The sequence below is a fragment of the Sanguibacter sp. TS_SC_8 genome (assembly GCF_055361235.1).
Map to the genome: position 1 here is coordinate 231,005 of NZ_CM143955.1, position 21,121 is coordinate 252,125.

Sequence of the window (21,121 nt, forward strand, 5' to 3'; positions counted from 1 at the left end):
GCAATCTACTGTGGATGCATGACTCACCAGATCCCCTTCATCAACCTCAACAACGCCGTGTCGATCCCGCAGCTCGGGTTCGGCACCTTCCAGGTCGCCGAGGACGAGACCCAGCGGGTCGTCGAGTCGGCGTTCGCGGCGGGCTACCGCCACATCGACACAGCGGCCGGCTACTACAACGAAGCAGGCGTCGGCGCGGCGATCAAGGCCTCCGGGCTGGCCCGCGAGGACGTGTTCGTCACGACCAAGCTCCGCAACGGCGACCAGGGCTTCGAGCCCACGCTCGCCGCCTTCGAGGCGAGCCGCGCGGCCCTCGACCTCGACGTCGTCGACATGTACCTCATCCACTGGCCGTCCCCGGCCCGGGGGCTCTACCTGGAGACGTGGCGCGCCTTCGAGAAGCTCCTGTCCGACGGCGCCGTGCGGGCCATCGGCGTCTCGAACTTCCTGCCGGAGCACCTGGCGAAGCTGCTGGAGGTCGCCGAGGTGGTCCCCGCGGTCAACCAGATCGAGGTGCACCCGACCTTCCAGAACTCCGCGACCGCCGCCGCCTCGCGCGCTGCGGGCCTGGCCATCGAGGCCTACAGCCCGCTGGGCCGGGGCGCCGACCTCGAGTCCGACGTCGTGGCGACCGTCGCGGCCGCCCACGGGGCGACCCCCGCCCAGGTGATCCTGCGCTGGCACCTGCAGCAGGGCACGATCGTCATCCCGAAGTCGAACAACCCCGAGCGGATCGCGGCGAACCTCGACGTCTTCGGCTTCGAGCTGACGGCGGACGAGATCGCCCAGATCGACGGCCTGGAGACGGGGAACCGTCAGGGCGCCGACCCGGCGACTGCGGAGTTCGCGCAGTTCCGCTGAGCTGATGGTGCTGAGCTGATGCCGCTGAGCTGATCGGTGGTTCCGTGCCCGGTCGAGGTGATGCCTCGGCCGGGCACGGCTGTGTCTGGGGAACCCCTGTGACCAGGGATCGCAGCGCCGGGGGACCTCCGATCCCACTTAATGAGAATGGTTACCACTCTCTGTTAGGGTGACGACAGCTCTTGAGCTCCCAGTCGACCTAGATGGAAGGAGAGGGGACCGCTGCGCCCACGCACGGTCACCCGTCCCTCGAAATGACTCTCACCACCTTCACCCGCCCTGCCGGGCTGCGCTCCGTCGCGCTCGGCCTCGCCCTCCCGCTCGCCCTGCTCGCCGGCTGCTCGGCCTCCGCCGACCCCGCGGCGCCGGCGTCGGCCACGACCGCCCCCGACGACACCGAGAGCGAGACGGACGCGACCTCGACCGAGGCCGCCACCGTCACCCCGCGCCTGGTCCTCACCTACGACGGCGGCCTCCAGGTCCTCGACGCCACCACGCTCGAGACCGTGTCCTCGATCGACCTCGCCGGCTTCAACCGGATCAACGCCGCCGGCGACGGCCGCAACGTCATGGTCTCGACCGCCGGCGGCTTCCAGGTGCTCGACGCCGGCACGTGGGCCGAGCCGCACGGCGACCACGCCCACTACTACACGGCGGACCCGAGCCTCACCGAGGTGACCTTCGCCGCGGAGAAGCCGGGGCACGTCGTCGTGCACGAGGGCCGCACGGCCCTGTTCGACGACGGGACCGGCGACGTCGTCGTCGTCGACTCCGGCGACGTGGCCCACACCGACCGCGAGGCGCGCGAGTACACGACGCCGTCCGCGCACCACGGGGTGGCCGTCGAGCTCTCCGACGGGAGCCTGCTCGTCTCCGAGGGCACCGAGGACGCCCGCACCGGCATCCGGGTGCTCGACTCCGACGACGCCGAGATCGCCAGCAGCGACCAGTGCCCCGGCGTGCACGGCGAAGCGGTCGCCGCCGACGAGGCCGTGGTCATCGGCTGCCAGGACGGCGCGCTCGTCTACGCCGGTGGCGTCATCTCCAAGGTGACCAGCCCGGACGCCTACGGGCGGATCGGCAACCAGGCCGGCAGCGAGGCCTCCCCGATCGTGCTCGGCGACTACAAGACCGACGCCGACGCCGTCCTCGAGCGTCCCACCCGGATCTCGCTCATCGACACCCGCACCGCCGGGCTCACCCTCGTCGACCTGCCCTCGAGCTACACCTTCCGCTCCCTCGGGCGCGGCGACGCCGGCGAGGCGCTCGTCCTGGGCACCGACGGCCAGCTGCACGTCATCGACCCCGAGACCGGCACGCTGACCCGGTCCATCCCGGTCATGGCCGCGTGGGAGGAGCCCGAGGAGTGGCAGGTCGCCCGGCCCACGCTCACCGTCCTCGACGGCTCGGCGTACATCACCGACCCGTCCACCAACACCCTCTACGCCGTGGACATCGAGTCCGGCGAGGTGTGGAACAGCGTCGTGCTGACCGTCACGCCCAACGAGCTCACCGGGGTGTCCGGGCAGGCCGAGGCCTCGCACGAGGGCCACGACCACGCCGACGACGAGCACGACGACGAGCACGCGGACGAGCACGCCGACGACGAGACGCACACGGACTGACCCGTGTCCGACCACCGCGCCCCGTTCACCGCCCACCGACGATCCCGGCCGGCAGCCGCCCTCGCCGGAGCGCTCGCCCTGCTCACCGCGGGCCTCACCGCCTGCTCGGGTGCGTCGCCGTCCCCGGACGGCGACCGGATCGAGGTCCTCGCCTCGTTCTACCCGCTGCAGTTCGCCGCGCAGGAGATCGGCGGTGACCGGGTCGCGGTCACCAACCTCACCCCGCCCGGAGCCGAGCCGCACGACCTCGAGCTCTCACCGGCGACGGTGCGCACGATCGGGGAGGCCGACCTCGTCGTGGTCCTGTCCGGCATGCAGGCCGCGACCGACGACGCGGTGGCCCAGATCCAGCCCGAGCACGTGGTCGACGCCGTCGGCCAGCTCGACGGCGGGGGCCTCGAGGAGACCGGGCTCGACCCGCACTTCTGGCTCGACCCCGCCCGGCTGGCGGCGCTCGGTCACGAGATCGCCGACGAGCTGGGGGCCATCGACCCAGCGAACGCCGCGGAGTACGCACGCCGTGCTGATGACCTCGAGCGCCGGCTCGGGGTGCTGGACGGCGAGTTCGCCGAGGGGCTCGCGCAGTGCGCGGGCGCCACCCTGGTCACCTCGCACGAGGCCTTCGGCTACCTCGCGCAGCGCTACGACCTGGTCCAGGTCGGCATCTCGGGCATCAATCCCGACGCCGAGCCGGCGCCCGCGCGGCTGCGCGAGGTGCGCGCCGTCGTCGAGCAGGACGGGGTGCGCACGCTGTACTTCGAGGTGCTCGTCAGTCCCAAGGTGACCACCGTGCTCGCCGAGGACCTGGGGGTCCAAGCCGCGGTGCTCGACCCGCTCGAAGGCCACGCGGACACATCGGCCGACTACTTCACGGTCATGCGGGCGAACCTCGCGGCGCTGGTCTCAGGCCTGGCCTGCGGCTGACAGGACCAGCTCGGCGGGGTGCGGCTCAGCCGCAGACTGCTCGGCGGAGCTGGGCTCCTCCGCGACCGGGGTGGCCGCCTCGGCGGCGACCGGGGTGGGGCGCAGCAGCACGAGGGCGACGTCGTCGTCGGCGGCGCCCGGTGCGAGCTGGGCCAGCACATGCCCGCTGAGGTCGTCCAGGGTGCGGCGGTGCCCGCCGGCCAAGGCGTCGAGGAGACGGTCGAAGCTCGCGGGCATCGACTGCCCCCGCCGTTCGATGAGGCCGTCGGTGTAGAGGAAGAGGGTGTCTCCCACGCCGAGGGTGGTGGTGTGGTCGACGCGGGCCGGGGTGGACAGACCCAAGAGCAGGTCGTTGGCGGTCTTGAGCGGCTCGACCCGTCCGTCGCCGCGGACCACGACGGGCGGGGGGTGGCCGGCGTTGGCCCACTGGACCGCGTGCTTGCCGTCCTCGGTGGCGGGGGCGATGCGGACGGCCACCACCGTGGCCGTCGCCCTCGGGCCCAGCCCGAGCCCGTGGATCGCCCGGTCGGTGCGCTCCAGCACGCGGGCCGGGCTCAGCCCGGAGTCGAAGGCGATGGCGCGGATCAGCCCGCGCAGCTGACCCATCGCCGCGGCGGCGTGGAGGTCGTGGCCGGTCACGTCGCCGATGACGAGCACCGTCGCGCCGTCGGGCGTCTCGAAGGCGTCGTACCAGTCCCCGCCGATCTCCAGGTCCTCGGCCGCCGGCTGGTACCGGACGGTGACCTCGAGGTTGGCGGGGTCCACCGGCGGGGTGAGCATCGAGCTCTGCAGCGCGATCGAGGACTCGCGCGCGCGCTGGGCGCGCAGGTCGGAGAGCTCGGCGCGGGCGCGGAGGTAGTCGACGCGGGACTGCTGGGTCAGGGTCGCGCTGAGCGCGGCGCCCACGGCCGAGGAGGTCACCATGAGGAAGGATCGCTGAGCGGCGTCGAAGGGGCGGCGCAGGTTGCCCTCGAGCACCAGCACCCCGGCGGTGGAGTCGTCGTGCGGGCGGGCGAGGGGGGCGACGAGGATCGGGCTCACCACGTGGGGTTCCCGCGAGGACTGCACCCGGGAGACCATCTCGGGGTCGACGTCGTCGACGAGGGTCGGGTCGCTGACCGCCGCGAGCACCAGGCCGGAGTCGGTCGAGAGGTAGAAGGCGCACCGGGTGATGTCCGGGCTCTCGTCCAGCACGTCGACGACGAGGGCAGCCAGCGACCGTGCGTCGCCGCGGTGGTCCGCCATGGCCATGTGCAGGGCGTCGATCGTCGTGAGCCGGCGCCGGTCGAGCACGTGCTGGGTGGTCTCGGTGGCGATGTCGAGCACGCCCGCGACGTCGCCGGCGTCGTCGAAGAGCGGGCTGTAGGAGAACGTGAACGTCGTCTCCTCCTCGAAGGAGGAGCGGTTCATGATCAGCGGTTGGTCGACCGACCAGGTCGCCTGACCGTGGGTGAGGACGGAGTCGAAGTGCGGCTCGAGGTCGTCCCAGACGTCTTCTCGGACCCGCCGGACCGACGCGCCGAGGGCGGTGAGCCGCTTCTCGGTGCCGAGCATGTCGCGGTAGGCGTCGTTGTAGATCATCGTCAGCTCCGGTCCCCAGGCGATCATCACCGGGAAGCGGGTGCTGTAGCAGAGCTTGACGGCCTGGCGCAGCGACGCAGGCCAGGTGCTCATGGGACCCAGCGGGGTCGACTCCCAGGGGAACTGGATGACAGCGGTGCCCATGACGCTGCTCTTCGTCGCCGCAGCGAACCACCGGGAATCCACGGGCTCACAGTACTGGTCGGGACGGGTGGGTCTGCGCGGGTGCTGCGCCGGGGCTGGTGCTGGTCAGCCGCGCAGCCGCGCGTACTCCTCCGCGGTGACGGCCAGGACCGTCCCGTGCTTGACCTTGCCCGGGAAGGAGTGTCCGTCGACCGGCGTCCAACGCTCGGCCTCGAGGGAGGACGCGTGGAAGGGCACGTAGCCGCGGTCGGCTCCGGTGTACTCGTCGACCCAGAGGTACCACTCGCCGTCGGTGAAGGATTGGAAGGCCAGCGGACCCTCGACGATCCCGGTCTCGGTGCCTGCCGTCACCGACGCCGAGACCTGCTCCCAGTCGGTGGCGTGCAGGTCGCTCGAGCGCTCGGCGAAAACGATTCCAGCGGCCTCGTCCTTGATGAATCGGACGTAGTGGGCCTGGCTGTGGGCGGGAGGTGCGGCGGGTGCGGCGGGTGCGTCGGGGGAGACGGCGCTGGGGGAGACGGTGCCGGGGGAGATGGCGTCGCCGGCGTCGTCGACCGCGACCACGAGGGCGTCGATCGTGGAGAGGGTGGGGTGTCCCCAGTCGACCGGCTCGGTGAAGGTGACGAAGTCGCGGGTGTGGCAGGCGAGCAGGCGGTGGGTGCCCTCGCGCTCGTGGTCTACGTCGTCGGAGGCGTAGATCCGCGCGGACCAGATGAGCAGGAACGCGTCGGCGGCTGCGTCCCACACGGTCTTGGGGGCCCAGGCCATGCCGGCCGTGGGCGGGGAGATCTCGACCTGGCGCTGCGGGCTCCAGGTGAGGAGGTCCACCGACTCCCACACGTTGATCTTGCGGCTGCCGTGGCGGCCCACCCAGTCCCAGAAGTTGCCCTGCACCCCGGGGCGCTCGGTCCGGCGGATGTCGAGGTCCGTCCCCAGCAGGTAGAACGTGCCCTCGGGGGAGCGGGTCAGGTGCGGGTCGCGGATCCCCTGCTCGCCCATCGTCGAGGTGACGATCCCGGCGCCGCCGTTGAGCGCCGTCCACCGGGTCGGGTCCGCGCCCTCGGAGAGCATCGCGTGGATCTGGTGCGTCTCGTCGGAGTGGCCGACCATGAGGTAGCCGGCGTAGGCGGGGGTGCTCTGGGGCGGGGAGTCAGTCACAGTGTGAACGTTAACAAGAATCGACGCGTGATGGAGTGCCCTGGGGATGCGCCCGGGGCGGCGCCTGGGTGACGCGCCTGGGTGGTGACCTCCTTCGTCGGGACTACCCGGAGAATCAACCCACAGAACTACAGACACGGCCGAACCCTCCCGATAGGCTCACCGCGGCGCGTCGATGCGACGTGCGCACGCTTCAACCGCACGCGTGATCAGGGGATATGCATGACTACAGCACTCGCTCCGCCCGACGTCGACCCGGCCTCGCTGGCCGTCTGCACCCGTGGGCTCCGCAAGACCTACCGCACCCGGCACGGTCGCCAGGTCGCCGTCCAGGGCCTTGATCTCGACGTGCCGCTCGGTGGCGTGCACGGCTTCCTCGGCCCCAACGGCTCGGGCAAGACGACGTCCATCCGGATGCTGCTCGGCCTCATCCGCGCCGACTCCGGGACCATGACGATCTTCGGTCAGGAGGTCCCGCAGGCGCTGCCGGGCATCGTCGCCCGGATCGGCGCGATCGTCGAGCAGCCCAAGTTCTTCCCGAACTTCTCCGCCCGCAAGAACCTCGACCTGCTCGCCGGCGCGATCGGCGTCTCCGCGGCCGACGTCTCCAAGGTGCTCGAGGAGGTCGGCCTGACCGACCGCGCGAAGGACAAGTTCCGCACGTACTCCCTCGGCATGAAGCAGCGCCTGGCGATCGCCGGCACCCTGCTCAAAGACCCGGACCTGCTGATCTTCGACGAGCCGACCAACGGCCTGGACCCCGCGGGCATCCGGGAGATCCGCACGACCATGCGCTCCCTCGCCGAGCGTGGCAAGACGGTCCTGGTCAGCAGCCACATCCTCGCCGAGGTGGAACAGGTGGCCGACACCGTCTCGATCATCGGCCGCGGCACGCTCCTGGCGAGCGGCCGCGTCGCCGACCTCATCGGCGGCGCGACGACGACCGTCCGGGTCGGCGTCGCCGACCCGGCCACCGCCCGGCTCGTCCTCCTCGAAGCTGGCCTCGCCGTCCGCACCGAGGGCGGCCAGCTCCTGGTCGACGGCGCGGTGGACCCCGCCGACATCACCCGGCGCCTCGCCCACCACGAGCTCTACGTCAACGAGCTGGTGCCGGTGCGCGCTGGCCTGGAGTCGGTGTTCCTCGAGCTCACCGCAGGTCAGGGGCCCGGGACGCACATCGACCTGGGAGACGGCACCACCACCGGCGTCACCGGGGACGACGCCGTCCTCGCCGGCGCTGGGCCGTCCAGCCGCCGCTCGCGCAAGGGAGAGACAAAGTGATGCGCCTGCTGAGGGTCGAGCTGACCCGGTTCCGAAGCCGCCGGATCAACCAGCTGGCGGTGCTGGGGATCCTCGGAATCATCCTCGTGATGCTCTACGCTTCCTGGCGCACCTCGGTGCCGTTGTCCGAGGCCGAGACGGCCCAGATCCAGGCGGACTACGACAGTGCCGTCCTGGACTGGGAAGAGCACAAGGACGAGAGAATCGCGGAGTGCCTGGAGATGCAGGCGGCGGATCAGGAGGCCAACCCTGGTGCCGACTACGGGTGTGAGGAGGGTGGCCCTGGCGACCTCGAGAGCTGGACGTACGGTCCCCCGTCCTTCGCTCAGAGCGTGGATCGGGTGCTCCCGGACTTCGGACTCCTGATCGTCTTCGCGGCGTTCGCGATGGGGGTGAGCTTCATCGCCGCGGAGTTCTCCAGCGGCGCGATCGGCAACTGGTTGACCTTCGAGCCGCGCCGCGGTCGGGTCTACGGGACCAAGGTTGGTGCGTCAGGCATCGCGGTGATCCCGATCTCCCTGGTCACGAGCGCGCTCGTGGTCGGCGGGACGTGGTTGGCCTACTCCCTGAACGACAACCTCGGGACGATGACCAGCACGATCTGGGGGGACGTCGGGGAGGGCGGACTTCGGCTGCTGGCTCTCACAGTCGGCTTCGCGATGCTCGGCGTCGCGGTCGGGACGATCGTCCGCCACACCGCCGCCGCCATCGGGATCCTCGTCGGCTACGTCATCGTCGTCGAAGGGATCATGGGGAGCATCTTCGAGGGACTGCGCCCGTGGCTGCTCCAGCTCAACCTGCAGGCGATCTTCGACAACGGGACGACCTACGGGGTCACCGTCTGCGAGGCCGGTCCATCCGGCCAGAACTGCGAGTGGGTCCAGAGGACCTTGTCGCTCAGCCACGGGGTGACCACGATCGGCCTGGTTCTGGTCGTGACGGTCGTCGTCGCCGCGCTCGTCTTCCGCCGGCGGGACGTCAGCTAGCCGCTCACGCGACGCTGCTCCATCAGCCACCCGCCGGACCCCTCCGGCGGGTGGCTGACATACGGTGCGTGCATTCGTCGACGGTGCGCGTGTTCAAGCACGCGCACCGTCGACGAAAGCACGCACCGTACGAGTTGGCCGGTCGTATCGGGCCGGTCGGAGCAGACCCGTCGGACCGGAGCGGCCCTGCCGGTCGATGGCGGACTCCCTGTCAGCTGGTGGTTGCCTCGCGGGCGAGGCAGTAGGCGAGGGTCGCGCGGATGGCGGCCGGGACGTCGTCGGGCAGGTAGCCGAGGGCGGCCATGGTGGGGGCCGGGTCGGAGACGGCCTGGCGCTCGCTGAAGCGGGCGATGTCGAACAGGTGGATGCCGTGCTCGAGGCCGGCGGCCGCGGTGTCGGCGTCCATCTTCTTCATGGACGTGGCGAGAGCCTCGAAGGGCACGCAGGTCACCGCGCCAGGGTCGCGGCCCAGGGCTTCGCAGACCAGACGAAAGAACTCCGCATAGCTGAGGTCGTATCCGTTGATCGGGTAGCGCCCCCCGTGCTCGCCCTGCTCCATCGCGCCGACCGCGGCCTGGGCCACCTGCCGGACCGTGACCGACGACGTCGCGCCCTGCTGCACCGCGACCATGTCGCGCTGACCTCGGACCATGTCGACGAACATCTGCCACAGCGGGGTGCGTCCGGGCATGGTGCCGAAGATGTAGGGCAGGCGAAGCGACGTGACGTCCATGGCGCCGTCGCCCTCGAGGTAGGCGATCTCCTCCTGGGCCAGGCGGGTGCGAGGGTAGCCGTTGCGGGTGCGGTAGCCGAGGTCGGGCCACAGCTCGGCGAACTCCGCGGTGTAGCTGTTGAAGAGGACGAACTTCTTGACGCCGGCCGCGCGGGCCAGGCGCACGATCCGCTGGACCGGCCGGACGTTCTGGTCGTAGAAGTAGCGCGCGGCCGGGGCCGGCGGGGTGATCCGCTCGTCGACGCCGGCAGCGTAGATGATCGCGTGCTTGCCAGTGAGGATCGCTCCGAGCTCGTCGTCGGTGAGTGCCGTGACGTCAGCGAGGATGCTCTCCACCTCGGGCGGGAAGAGGTCGTCCACAGGCAGGGGTGGCAGCGACAGCGACGTCACCTCGTAGCCCCGCGACAGCAGCTCGAGAGTGGTGTGGTAGCCGAGCAGCCCGGTGCCCCCGACGACAAGTGCCCTGGTCATGGTGTCCTCCGAGTGGTCGAACTGATGGGTCAATGGTCGCGGGTCGAGATCGTTGACCATGGGGCCTTGGTCCTGCTTTCACTGCTGATGCTCGCGCCAGGTCGGGAACTTGGTGCAATGCTCGAAGACGGGTCGAGTGCGCGGCCCGACGAGTCACGACGACGTGCCCCTGTGGGCTCGCCCTGACCTAGTGGAGCCCTCATGACTGACAAGCGGATGCAGGAGCACGACGGCCACGACGACGGTCATGGTGACCGTTCCGATCACAGCGACCACAGTGGCCGCAATCACGGCGATCACGGCGACCACAGCGACCACAGCGACCACAGCGACCACGGTCATGATCACCACGCCAATCACCACCACGACGACGACCCCTCGCTGCTCGCGCATGGGGCCCTCCGGCTCGAGGATGCGCAGGCGCTCGACGGCGTGGCCGACGCCGTCCGGCCGTGGTCGCAGTGGCTCACGGATGAGCCGTTCCGGCGCGGGGTGCTGCAAGGTGCGTGGTTGGGCCACAGACTCCACCCGGTGCTCTCCGATCTGCCCATCGGCTTCTTGGCCTCCGCTACGGTGCTCGACGTCCTGCGTGGCAAGAGGTCGGCGGAGTCAGCGGACACGCTCATTGCGCTCGGTGTCCTGTCGGCGGTCCCGACCGCGCTCGCCGGATGGGCGGACTGGGGCGCCGCACCCCGGCGGACCCAGCGGGTGGGCGTGGTCCATGCTGTCGTCAACGGCGGGGCCGTCTCGCTCTACGCGGTGTCCCTCCTCCAGCGGAGTCGGGGGAGGCGGGCGTCGGGCGTCGCCCTCGGTCTCGTCGCGGCCACTGCGCTGGGTGTGGGCGCGTTCCTCGGCGGACACATGGCGAAGCCCGGAGAGTAGGGCCACAGCAGGGGCGACCCGGCGCCGGCCAAGTTGCCCGGCGCCCCGAGGGGCGCCCCCCTCGCCCCTCGCCCCCTCGCCGAACTCGTGAACCGTTCGCCGAGCTCGTGAGTCACCGGCTGTCCCAACCGGGAAACGGCCCTCGCTCACGAGCTCGGCGGATCGCTCACGAGTTCGGCGAGCCAGTCACGAGCTCGACGGATCGCTCACGAGTTCGGGGGCCGTTTGCGAGCTCGAAGGGTCTCGCGAGGTGCTCAGTTCTCGCAGCCGACGCCGTCTCCGTCGCCGTCGAGGTGCTTGGCGTAGCCGGGGTCGCCGCGGCGGACCGGCGCGGCTCCGGCCTCGCGAGCGGCGGTGCAGTTCTTGTAGTAGACGTCGGACGGCGCTGCTGGCGCCGGAGCGGGAGGCGCCTCGACGACGGGGGCCGGCTCCGGCGCTGGTGCCGGGACGACGGGTGCAGGAGCCGGAGCCGGTGCGACCGGCGCAGGCGCAGGTGCGGGCGTCGTGACGACCGGGGCCGGCTCCGGGACGACAACCGGGGCCTCGGGAACGGTCGATCCGGCAGGCAGCGGCTCGGCCGGGCAGGTGGAGAGCACCGCGACCATCGCGTTCTGCTCGGCCTCGGTGACCCACAGGCCGTAGGTGAACTTCACCCCGACCTGGCGGGCGACGTACGCGCACCGGTACGCCTTGTTCGGCGGAAGCCAGGTGGCGGTGTCGCCGTCGCCCTTCTGGGAGTTGAGCGGGCCGTCGGAGGCGAGCAGGTTGAGCGGGTCGTTCGCGAACTTCTCCCGGGTGGCGGCGTCCCACTGCTGAGCGCCCTTCTGCCAGGCGTCGGACAACGCGATGACGTGGTCGATCTGCACCGCGCTCGACGTCGTCTCCCCGCGCTCGAAGGCGATCGTCGTGCCCGAGTACGGGTCCGCGAAGGTCCCGGTGAGCACGACGCAGTCCCGGGTCCCCGACTTGTAGGTGATGGCCGTCAGGTCCCGGGTGAGGATGTCGTTGCGGGTGTCGCAGCCGTTGTGGTCGGTGTCGGCCCAGCGCGCACCGAAGTTGGCCCGGTCGTAGCCGGTCTTGGGTGCGCGTCCCTTGACCGTGAGCAGCAGCGAGGTGGCCAGCGCCGTCTGGGGGGTGGCCTGCTGCGCGGCAGCTGCGACGTCGACAGCGTCGGGCAGCTCGGGGGCGGGGAGGTCCTCGACCCCGGTGACCGGCTGGTCGCCGTCGGCCACCTCGAGGACCTCCGCGTCCGGCGTCGGCTCGGGGGTGGCGCTCGCGGAGACCGACGTCGTCGGGCTGGCCGACGGCGCGGGGTCGGCCGGGGCGGCCGTGCTCGCCCCGGCGAGGGCGACGACCGTGCACGCGGCGATCGCCATGCTCGAGGCGCGGCGGGTGGTCCGCCCGAGCCAGGAGTGCCCGCGGATGGCCGCGACGGAGAAGGTGAGAAGCAGGTAGAGCGCGGCGCACAGGAGGGCGCCGCCGACGGAGCCCGTGATCGCACCGGCGATCGTCACTAGGGCGAGCCCGCCGACGCCGATCCAGAAGACGGGGCCTCGGCCGGTGCGGGGGCGTGACTGCGTCATGGTGTCCTTCGTGAGTGGCGACGGCGGCGAACGGCCTTGTCGGGTCGGGCGGAGCGGGTCCACTGTAGGTGTCGGCTGTCCTGGGACGAATCTCGAGCGGGTCCGGGGGTGAGGTGCGGTCCGGAACACATCCCGCTACGGTAGTGTTAGTTGAAGCATCAATTAAATGGCTGGATGAACAGGAGACCCTGATGAGCGCACTCGAGTTCGGCATCGACACCTTCGGCGACGTCACGCTGGCCGACGACGGGACCCCGCACTCCCACGCCCAGGTGATCCGCAACGTCGTCGCCGAGGGCGTGCTCGCCGACCAGGTCGGGCTCGACTTCATCGGGATCGGGGAGCACCACCGCCCCGACTACGCGATCTCCACGCCCGACGTCGTGCTCACCGCGATCGCCGCGCAGACCGAGCGGATCCACGTCGGGTCGGCCGTGACCGTGCTCAGCTCGGACGACCCGATCCGGGTGTTCCAGCGCTTCTCCACGATCGACGCGATCTCCAGCGGGCGCGCCGAGGTGATCCTCGGGCGGGGCTCGTTCATCGAGTCCTTCCCGCTGTTCGGGTACGACCTTGACCAGTACAACGAGCTCTTCGAGGAGAAGCTTGACCTCTTCATGAAGATCCGCGAGCAGCAGCCCGTCTCCTGGTCGGGGACCGTCCGGGCGCCGCTGAAGGGCCTGGACGTCTACCCGCACCTGGAGTCCGGGCTGCTCACGACGTGGATCGCGGTGGGCGGCAGCCCGGAGAGCGTCATCCGCGCGGCCGGCTATGGGCTCCCGCTCATGCTCGCGATCATCGGCGGCGACCCGGTCGCCTTCAAGCAGTTCACCGACCTGTACCGGCGTGCGCTGACCGAGTTCGGCAAGCCCGCCCAGCCCGTCGGGGTGCACGCGCCCGGCTACGTCGCCGAGACCGACGAGCAGGCCATGGCCGACTCCTGGCCGCTGATCGGCAAATACTTCTCCAAGATCGCCCTCGAGCGAGGCGGTCGGGCGATGGGCGAGGGGCAGTTCCGGGCGCAGGTCGGGCCGGAGGGCGCGTACTTCATCGGCTCGCCGGAGACCGTGGCGAAAAAGATCGTTCGGGTGGTCAAGTCCCTCGAGCTGGACCGCTTCGACTTCAAGTACGCGAACGGCCCGATGGCGCACTCCAAGCTCATGTCGAGCATCGAGCTGTACGGGACGAAGGTCGTCCCGCTGGTCCGCGAGATGCTCGCCGACTGACCGCCGTCGCCGAACTCGTGAACCGCCCGCCGAACTCGTGAATCAGGCCGGTCTCTCCGGAGCCACGCCCCGTCGCTCACGAGTTCGGCAGCGCATTCACGAGTTCGGCGGGAGGGGCCGACGCCGGGCGCCGAACTCGTGAGCCCCGCGCCGAGCTCGTGAGCGAGCGGGATTCCAGACGGCGAAACCGCCGTCGCTCACGAGTTCGTCAGCGCATTCACGAGTTCGGCGGACCGGCGCGACCGGCGGACCGGCGCGACCGGCGGACCGGCGCGACCGGCGGACCGGCGCGGCCGGCGGCGGCGCTCGGCGCCGGCCCCGCGGTCAGCTTTCCCAGCGGAGGAGCTGGGTGCCGTGGCCCTTGAGGGTCACGGGGACCGCGGTGCTGCCCGGGGCGACCCCGCGGGCGTCGTCGTTCTGGACCGTGACCGGCCACGTCGTCACGGACTCCCCGGTCCACAGCTCGCGGACTGTCCCGGCGAACACCCCGGGCATCCCGACGTTCGCCGAGTCCAGCACCACCGTCAGCGGCGCGGTTCCCAGGTTGAACGCCGCGACGTACCCCTCGCGCTCGGAGACGTCCGCGGTCCACAGCACGAGGTTGCCCTCCCGGAACACCTCGCGGGACCCGCGGGAGTCGAGCGCCGCGAGAACGTCGGCGTTCGTGAACAGCGCGATCGTCTCCGGGGTCGACGTCGGCAGGTCCCCGCCGATCATCAGCGGCGACCGGGCGATCACCCAGAGCGTCATGAGGGTGATCCGCTCGGCCGGGGTGAGGCGGGAGTCGCGCGGTTCGCCGCGCTCGGCGCGGATGCCGATGTGGCCCAGGGGGAGCATGTCGCCGTCGGGCCAGCCGTGCTCGGAGGCGACCGGCGCCCAGCGGGCGAAGCGGGCGAAGTTCGCCTCGACGTCGGGCCACGTGTCCCAGAGGTCGTCGCAGATGCGCCACATCGTGGCGTGCTCGCGCAGGTGGTCCAGGCGGGTCAGGGACAGGTCCCGCCCGGGGGACAGGGACAGTCCGATCGGGCGCCCGGACCGCTCGATGGCCAAGGACAACGCCTCGATGTCGGCCCCCTGGTAGGGCCAGAGCAGGTCGTCGGCCTTGATGAAGTCGACGCCCCACCCCGCGTACAGGGCCACGATCGAGTCGTAGTACGCCTGCGCGCCCGGGTGGGTGGGTGTCACCCCGTCCATGTGCGGGTTCCACTCGCAGCGGTTCGTCGTGTCGGCGACGTCGGCTGCGGTGTACGCGGTGCCGAGGATCGGCGCCGCCGCGGCGGTGGCCAGCCGCGGGATCCCGCGCATGATGTGGATGCCGAACTTCAGGCCGAGGCGGTGGACGGCGGCCGCGAGCGGGGCGAACCCCGCGCCGCCGGCCGAGCTGGGGAAGCGTTCCGGGTCGGGCTGCAGCCGCCCGGCGTCGTCCATGTTCAGCGGCGCGCCCTCGTTGTAGCCGTGGGACCGCGCGGTCGGGTCCGACCAGTCGATGTCGACGACCACGGTGTCCCAGCCGAAGGGCAGCAGGTGGGCGGCCATGAACTCGGCGTTGGCGAGCACCTCGGCCTCGGTCACGGTGGTGCCGTAGCAGTCCCAGCTGTTCCAGCCGAGGGGTGGCCGGGGTGACGGCGTCTTTGCCATGCGATGAGCTCCTTGAGAATGGGTGCGGTCTGTGAACGTTAACAACGCACGAGCCTTCTGTCACGCCGTCCACCCTGGCCAGCGGCTCTACCATGGACCCATGGCAGCCACGATGCGCGATGTCGCTGCGCTGGCAGGGGTGTCCCTCAAGACCGTCTCCCGCGTGGTGAACCATGAGCCGCACACCCGTCCCGAGGTGGTCCGACGCGTCCGCTCGGCGATCGCTGAGCTGGACTGGGTCCCCAACGGGAGCGCGCGGACCCTGCGCACCGGTCGCACCGGGGTGGTCGGCGTGGGGGTCCCCGAGCTGCGCCGCCCGTACCTGTCCATGCTCGTCGAGGCCGTCGTCTCCGAGCTCTACCGCCGCGGGTTCCAGGCCGCCGTCGAGCCCACCCACCACCGCGAGGAACGCATCGGCGCGCTGCTCGGCGCCCGCGGCCGGCTCTTCGACGGGGTGGTTCTCATCGGCGACGCCCCCGACCACCTCATCGACGCGCTGCGCCCGACCGACGCCGTGGTGCTGCTCCTGCACCCCCCGACCGACCACGCCGACTCCGTGGACTCCGACGCCGTCGAGGCGGCCTCGCTCGTGGCGCGCCACCTCGTCGTCATGGGCCGCTCGCGACCCGCGTTGATCGGGATGGACCGCACCCCGCACGGCAACCACGCCATGACGGCCGCCCTTGCCGCCGCGGGCATCGCCCCCGCCGTCCCGCGCATCGACCACGTCGCCGGCCGGGCCGACGGCGCGCGCGCGGCCCGCGAGATCCTCGCCCAGGCCCCGGACACCGACGCCCTGCTCTTCGGCAGCGACGAGCTCGCCCTGGGCGCGCTCGCGGAGCTCGTGCGCTCCGGCGTCGCCGTGCCCGACGCCGTCGCGATCGTCGGCGCGGACAACCTCGACGACGCGTCCTTCTCGACACCGTCCTTGACCACGGTCGACCCGGGTGCGCCACGCCTGGCCCGGTCAGCTGTCGACCTGCTGGCCGACCGTCTCGCCGGGACCGGCGGCGGCACGGCACGGCGGATCCTCTCCCCGGTCGAGCTCGTGCGGCGCGAGTCGACGCTCGGGTCGGGGCTCCGATGAGGCGTCCCACCCTCGCCGACGTCGCGGCCGTCGCCGGGGTCTCGGCCAAGAGCGTCTCCAACGTGCTGCTCGAGCGCCCGGGGGTGTCCGCGGCCACCCGGGAGCGGGTGCTCGCCGCCGTCGCGCAGGTCGGCTACGCCGTCAACCCCGCGGGCCGCGGGCTCGTCTCGGGGCGGACCGGGCGGATCGCCATCGTCGTCCCGATGCTCTATCAGCCCTACTTCGCCGAGATGGCCGAGCGCATGATCCTCGCCCTCGAGGCGGAGGGGCTGACCACGACTCTGCGGATCGCCCCGGACCCGGCCGCCGAGCGGGACGCGGTGCTCGGGGTGACCACCCCCGACGTGGACGGCGTGATCATCTGCCCCCACTCGTCCCTGTCCTCGATGATCGCCGGATTCGAGCTCACGCGTCCGGTCGTGGTGCTCGGCGGCGCCCCGATCGCCGGGCTCGACTGCGTGGTGATGGGGGAGCACGAGGGTGCCTACGCGACCGCCCGGCACCTGCTGGAGACGGGCCGGCGCCGCATCGCGCTGGTGTGGAACTCCCCCGACGGCGTGGAGCCCTCCGGGGACCGCTACGCCGGGTACCGCCAGGCCATCAGCGAGTTCGGGATCGAGGTGGACCCGGCGCTGTTTGCGTCCGGGTCGGACTGGGACCGGCGGGTCTCGGGCTACGAGGCGATGGTCGGACTGCTGCGCTCGGGGGCGCGGTTCGACGCCGCGCTGTGCGTCAACGACGCGATCGCGGTCGGTGCGCTGCGTGCACTGCGCAGCCACGGCCGCAGCGTCCCCGGTGACGTCGCCGTGACGGGCTTCGACGCCACGGACGAGGGGGAGTACACGACCCCGCAGCTCACCTCGGTGAGCCCCCGCAAGCCCGAGATGGTCGAGCGTGCCGTCGCGATGCTCGTCGAGCGCCTCGGCGGGTACACGGGCGAGGGGCGCCACGTGCGCACGGGAGCGGACCTCATCGTCCGCGCCTCCTCCGCGGGCTGACGCCCGCCGGCACCGCTCCCCAGGTCACCACCCCCTGGCCACGCTTCCATCTTGATAACGCTCACATCACGGTGCGACCTCCGACTTGTCTCGCTATTGACAACGCTGAATCACGGGTCCAGACTCCATTCAGCCACTTCAACGACGAGGGACATGACCGTGACAGCTCTGGAAGCCCGCAGCGTGTGCGCCACCCCGGCTCTGCCGGTCGGCGACACCGCCGCCCACCGCCCGTTCGACCTGCGGTCCATCCGCCTCACCACCGGCACGCTCGCCGACTGGCAGGGGCTCAACGCCTCCGCGACCATCCCGCACTGCATCGACCAGCTCGAGGCCTCCGGCGTGATCGACAACTTCCGCCGCGTGATCGGGGAGTCCGGGGCCGACTACCGCGGCTTCTACTTCGCCGACTCCGACCTCTACAAGGTCATCGAGGCCGTCGCCTGGGAGATCGCCCGGACCGCCACGACCGAGTTCGACGCCTGGCTCGACGCCGTCATCGCCCTCGTCGCCCGCGTCCAGGAACCCTCCGGCTACGTCATGAGCTGGATCCAGGGCGTGCACCCGGAGAAGAAGTTCGCCGAGCTCGACTGGACCCACGAGATGTACGTGCTGGGCCACCTCATCCAGGCCGCCGTCGCCCTGGACCGCGCCGGCCGCTCGGACCTGCTCACCATCGCCCGCGCGTTCGCCGACCTCCTCGACCGGCGCTTCGGCCCCGGCCGCGACGCCGGCATCTGCGGTCACCCCGAGATCGAGACCGCCCTCGTCGAGCTCTACCGCCACACCGGCGAGCACCGCTACCTCACCCTCGCCGAGCGGATGATCGACCTGCGCGGCACCGGGCTGCTCAAGGTGGGGGGCCTGGGAGCCCGCTACTTCCAGGACCAGGCGCCGGTGCGCGAGGCGCGCGACGCCGTCGGGCACGCGGTCCGCCAGCTCTACCTCAACGCCGGGGTGACCGACGCCTACCTCGAGAACGGCGACCCGACGCTGCTGTCCGCGATGGACAGCCAGTGGGCCAGCGCCCACGAGCGCAAGATGTACCTGTCCGGGGCGTTCGGCTCGCGGCACCGCGACGAGGCCTTCGGCGACGACTACGAGCTCCCCAGCGAGCGCGCCTACGCCGAGACCTGCGCCACGATCGCCGACCTGCACTGGACCTGGCGGATGCTGCTCGCCGGCGGCACGGCCGGCGCCGCCCGCTACGCCGAGACGATCGAGCGCGAGGTGCACAACGCCCTCGCCGCCTCGATCGACGCCAGCGGCACCAAGTTCTTCTACTCCAACCCCCTCCAGCAGCGCCCGGACCGGTACTCCGAGGAGAACGCCCCGCGCGAGCGCACCTCCTGGTACGCCTGCGCGTGCTGCCCCCCGAACATCGCCCGGACCGTCGCGCAGATGTCGGCCTACGTGGCCACCTCGACCGACGACACGCTCTGGCTGCACCAGTTCGCCGCCGCCGAGATCGACCTGCCCGCCCACCTGGGCGAGGGTACGCTCCGGGTGGCGACGACCTACCCGGCCGACGGCGCCGTCGAGATCACCGTGCACGGGCGCGTCGCGCCCGGGGCGCGCCTCGCGGTCCGCATCCCCAGCTGGTCGTCGGCCAGCGCGCTGGCCGTTCCCGGCGGGCCCGACGCCGCAGCCACGGCCGGCGACGACGGCTACGCCCACATCGACCTCGTCGACGGCGCCACCTACCGCCTCGACCTGGACCTCACCCCGCGCTGGACGACCGGCCACCACCGCGTCGACGCGGTCCGCGGCTGCCTCGCCCTCGAGCGCGGCCCGGTCGTGTTCTGCATCGAGCAGGCGAGCATGCCCGACGGCGCGATCATCGACGACCTCGTCCTCGTCCCCGGCGCCCCCCACGAGGTGGGCCCGCGCGAGCTGGCCGTGACCGTGTCCTCGGTTGCCCCCCTGCCCGCCACCCCGGGCGCGGTTGCCTCGGGAGGCCTCTACCCGCCGTCGGGCACGGCCGCCGACGACGTCCCGTCCTTCACCGTCCCCGCCATCCCGTTCTCGACCTGGGGCAACGCCGGCCCCGGGGCGATGCGCGTGTGGATCCCCGTCCGTCGCTGAACCGACCCTGACTCGTCCCCCCCACCTCTCGCTGCCGCGGCCCCGACCGCGACGGCTGCCTGAGCTGTACCCAAAAGTCCCACACCCCCCGCGCCCTTGGCGCACGTCTCAAGGAGGAGACAGATGACCCAGCACACCCGAAGCGGTCGCTTGACGAAGAGCGCCGGCGTGGTTGCCTTCGTTCTCAGCACGTCCCTGGTGCTCACCGCCTGCGGCGGCGGATCCGAGGCGGAGCCCGGCGACGGGCGGACGGTCTCGATCCTCGTCCTCAAGCACCCGCTGACCAAGAAGATGACCGACATGGCATGGGTCGCCGAGCTCGAGAAGAACGCCGACGTCACCATCAAGTGGGAAGAGGTCTCGGCCGACTGGGACCAGAAGAAGAACCCGATGCTCGCGGCCGGTGACGTGCCCGACCTCATCATCGGCCCGAACGCGATCACCGACTCCGACCTGGCGACCTTCGGCTCCCTCTTCGAAGACCTCAGCGACGACCTCGAGGCGCTCCCCAACGTCCAGGAGATGTTCACGGACGTCGACGGGGCCGAGCTCATGGCCACCTCCCTCGAGGGCAAGATCAACTCGATCCCCTCGTACAAGAAGTTCTGGCCGCAGGCGATCACCCACCAGTACATCAACCAGCAGTGGCTCGACACCCTGGGTCTGGCCACCCCGACCACCTGGGACGAGCTCTTCGACGTCATGGTCGCCTTCAAGGACGGCGACCCCAACGGCAACGGCCAGGCGGACGAGATCCCCTTCGACTTCGCCCCCGTGGGGACCGGTGGCTTCGGCTACTTCAACCCCTCCGCACTGCTGGGCAGCACGGGCATGACCACCTCCGGTGGTGGTGGCTCCGGCATCATCGTCGAGGACGGAACCGTCAAGAACCTCTTCGCCGACGAGCGGTACAAGGACATGGTGTCCTTCCTCAACCGGTGCTGGGAGGCCGGGTTGATCAGCGAAGAGGCCTTCACCCAGGACTACTCCACCTACCAGTCGGTGGCCCGCGGCACCGGCGACGAGGCCCGGGTCGGCTTCTCCTGGGGCTGGTCCGGCTCGGACCGCTTCGGTCCCGGCGTCTACGAGCAGTACGCACCGATGGCCCCGCTGCTCGCCGAGGCCGGTCAGAGCGCTCCCGCGTCGTGGTCCTACGACTACGAGAACCTCACCCGCAACCACGTGACCATGTCCGCCACTGCGAAGAACAAGGACGCCGCGCTGCGGGTCATCAACGAGTTCTACAGCCCCGAGACCTCCCTGCAGGTGCTCTTCGGTGACATCCCCACGAACGTGGAGAAGGTCTCCGAGACGGACTTCAAGGTGCTCGCGCCCGCGGACGCCAACCTCGACCCCTCGACGTGGAAGTGGACGTCCTCGCTCGCGGACAACGGCGCGTTCTTCATCCGTGAGGACCTCACCGTCGAGCTCCCGAGCGACCTCGCCGAGGCCGTCGAGGACGCGGTTCCGCTCCAGGGGGCCTTCGACGCTCTCGACGTCGACAAGAACGTCTGGCCTGGACCCTTCGTCAAGTTCTCGGCCGAGGACCTGTCCACGGTCGCGCTGAACAACACCGCGATCATGGGCGTGGCCATGCCGAAGTTCGCCCAGTGGGTCACCGCGGGCGGCGTCGAGGAGGAGTGGGACGAGTACGTCTCCCAGCTCGGGACCCTCGGAGTCACCCAGAACGACGAGATCCACCAGAAGTACTACGACGAGTACATCGCCTCGAAGTAGCGCTCCGCGGTCGCACCTGCGACCACCGTCCGGGCCGCCCGCCAGCGGGCGGCCCGGACACCGAGTCGATCGGCACTGACGCCGATCGTTCATCCTGCGGCCAGCCACCGCACGAGCAGAG

Annotated in this window: 16 protein-coding genes; 11 read left to right on the top strand and 5 right to left on the bottom strand. The window is 71.2% G+C overall.

The features are described 5' to 3' along the window. Positions 1–18: 18 nt before the first annotated feature. The 3 genes from ACWA15_RS00980 (at position 19) to ACWA15_RS00990 (ending at position 3,410) form a co-directional block, all read left to right on the top strand. Entirely contained in the window at positions 19–861 is an 843-nt protein-coding gene (locus ACWA15_RS00980; protein WP_464057388.1) for an aldo/keto reductase, read from the top strand. A 254-nt stretch (positions 862–1,115) separates the two neighbouring features. Next, positions 1,116–2,486, top strand: a complete 1,371-nt coding sequence (gene aztD / locus ACWA15_RS00985) for a zinc metallochaperone AztD (RefSeq protein WP_464057390.1) — start codon at positions 1,116–1,118, stop codon at positions 2,484–2,486. 3 nt (positions 2,487–2,489) lie between these two features. After that, positions 2,490–3,410 carry a metal ABC transporter substrate-binding protein gene (locus tag ACWA15_RS00990; protein WP_464057392.1) on the top strand — a complete coding sequence of 307 codons (921 nt, stop codon included), beginning with the start codon at positions 2,490–2,492 and terminating at the stop codon, positions 3,408–3,410. Here ACWA15_RS00990 and ACWA15_RS00995 read toward each other — a convergent pair. Continuing rightward, positions 3,390–5,177 carry a PP2C family protein-serine/threonine phosphatase gene (locus tag ACWA15_RS00995; RefSeq protein ID WP_464057394.1) on the bottom strand — a complete coding sequence of 596 codons (1,788 nt, stop codon included), beginning with the start codon at positions 5,175–5,177 and terminating at the stop codon, positions 3,390–3,392. The genes ACWA15_RS00990 and ACWA15_RS00995 overlap by 21 nt on opposite strands. A 63-nt stretch (positions 5,178–5,240) precedes the next feature. Beyond that, a complete protein-coding gene (locus ACWA15_RS01000) occupies positions 5,241–6,293 on the bottom strand; it encodes a glycoside hydrolase family 43 protein (protein WP_464057396.1) in 1,053 nt (350 codons plus the stop codon). Positions 6,294–6,515: 222 nt separating this feature from the next. Between ACWA15_RS01000 and ACWA15_RS01005 the strand changes: the two genes are divergently transcribed. Then, positions 6,516–7,574, top strand: coding sequence for an ATP-binding cassette domain-containing protein (locus ACWA15_RS01005; RefSeq protein WP_464057398.1), 1,059 nt, complete (start codon positions 6,516–6,518; stop codon positions 7,572–7,574). After that, positions 7,574–8,560, top strand: a complete 987-nt coding sequence (locus ACWA15_RS01010) for a hypothetical protein (RefSeq protein WP_464057400.1) — start codon at positions 7,574–7,576, stop codon at positions 8,558–8,560. Before ACWA15_RS01005 ends, ACWA15_RS01010 begins: the two co-directional genes overlap by 1 nt. Before the next feature lie 211 nt (positions 8,561–8,771). Here ACWA15_RS01010 and ACWA15_RS01015 read toward each other — a convergent pair whose 3' ends face one another. Beyond that, positions 8,772–9,764: an NAD-dependent epimerase/dehydratase family protein gene (locus ACWA15_RS01015; RefSeq protein WP_464057402.1), complete on the bottom strand. Its 993-nt coding sequence runs from the start codon at positions 9,762–9,764 to the stop codon at positions 8,772–8,774. 201 nt (positions 9,765–9,965) lie between these two features. Between ACWA15_RS01015 and ACWA15_RS01020 the strand changes: the two genes are divergently transcribed. Beyond that, positions 9,966–10,646, top strand: coding sequence for a DUF2231 domain-containing protein (locus ACWA15_RS01020; RefSeq protein WP_464057404.1), 681 nt, complete (start codon positions 9,966–9,968; stop codon positions 10,644–10,646). 254 nt (positions 10,647–10,900) lie between these two features. Here ACWA15_RS01020 and ACWA15_RS01025 read toward each other — a convergent pair whose 3' ends face one another. Then, complete coding sequence (locus ACWA15_RS01025) at positions 10,901–12,229, bottom strand: GmrSD restriction endonuclease domain-containing protein (protein WP_464057406.1); 1,329 nt, start codon at positions 12,227–12,229, stop codon at positions 10,901–10,903. A 191-nt stretch (positions 12,230–12,420) separates the two neighbouring features. On the opposite strand from ACWA15_RS01025, the gene ACWA15_RS01030 reads away from it, so the two are divergent. Beyond that, positions 12,421–13,455, top strand: coding sequence for an LLM class flavin-dependent oxidoreductase (locus tag ACWA15_RS01030; protein ID WP_464057408.1), 1,035 nt, complete (start codon positions 12,421–12,423; stop codon positions 13,453–13,455). Between the two features lie 324 nt (positions 13,456–13,779). On the opposite strand, the gene ACWA15_RS01035 is transcribed toward ACWA15_RS01030, so the two are convergent. Then, on the bottom strand, positions 13,780–15,093 hold the full coding sequence (locus ACWA15_RS01035) for a glycoside hydrolase family 27 protein (protein WP_464057410.1): 1,314 nt from the start codon (positions 15,091–15,093) through the stop codon (positions 13,780–13,782). Positions 15,094–15,193: 100 nt separating this feature from the next. On the opposite strand from ACWA15_RS01035, the gene ACWA15_RS01040 reads away from it, so the two are divergent. The 4 genes from ACWA15_RS01040 (at position 15,194) to ACWA15_RS01055 (ending at position 21,000) form a co-directional block, all read left to right on the top strand. Then, the gene (locus tag ACWA15_RS01040) at positions 15,194–16,180 is read left to right on the top strand and encodes a LacI family DNA-binding transcriptional regulator (RefSeq protein WP_464057412.1); all 987 of its coding nucleotides are present in this window, start codon (positions 15,194–15,196) and stop codon (positions 16,178–16,180) included. Then, the gene (locus ACWA15_RS01045) at positions 16,177–17,178 is read left to right on the top strand and encodes a LacI family DNA-binding transcriptional regulator (RefSeq protein WP_464057413.1); all 1,002 of its coding nucleotides are present in this window, start codon (positions 16,177–16,179) and stop codon (positions 17,176–17,178) included. The genes ACWA15_RS01040 and ACWA15_RS01045 overlap by 4 nt, the downstream gene beginning before the upstream one ends. A gap of 153 nt (positions 17,179–17,331) precedes the next feature. After that, positions 17,332–19,263, top strand: a complete 1,932-nt coding sequence (locus ACWA15_RS01050) for a glycoside hydrolase family 127 protein (RefSeq protein ID WP_464057415.1) — start codon at positions 17,332–17,334, stop codon at positions 19,261–19,263. Between the two features lie 168 nt (positions 19,264–19,431). Next, positions 19,432–21,000 carry an extracellular solute-binding protein gene (locus tag ACWA15_RS01055; protein ID WP_464057417.1) on the top strand — a complete coding sequence of 523 codons (1,569 nt, stop codon included), beginning with the start codon at positions 19,432–19,434 and terminating at the stop codon, positions 20,998–21,000. Positions 21,001–21,121: the final 121 nt, after the last annotated feature.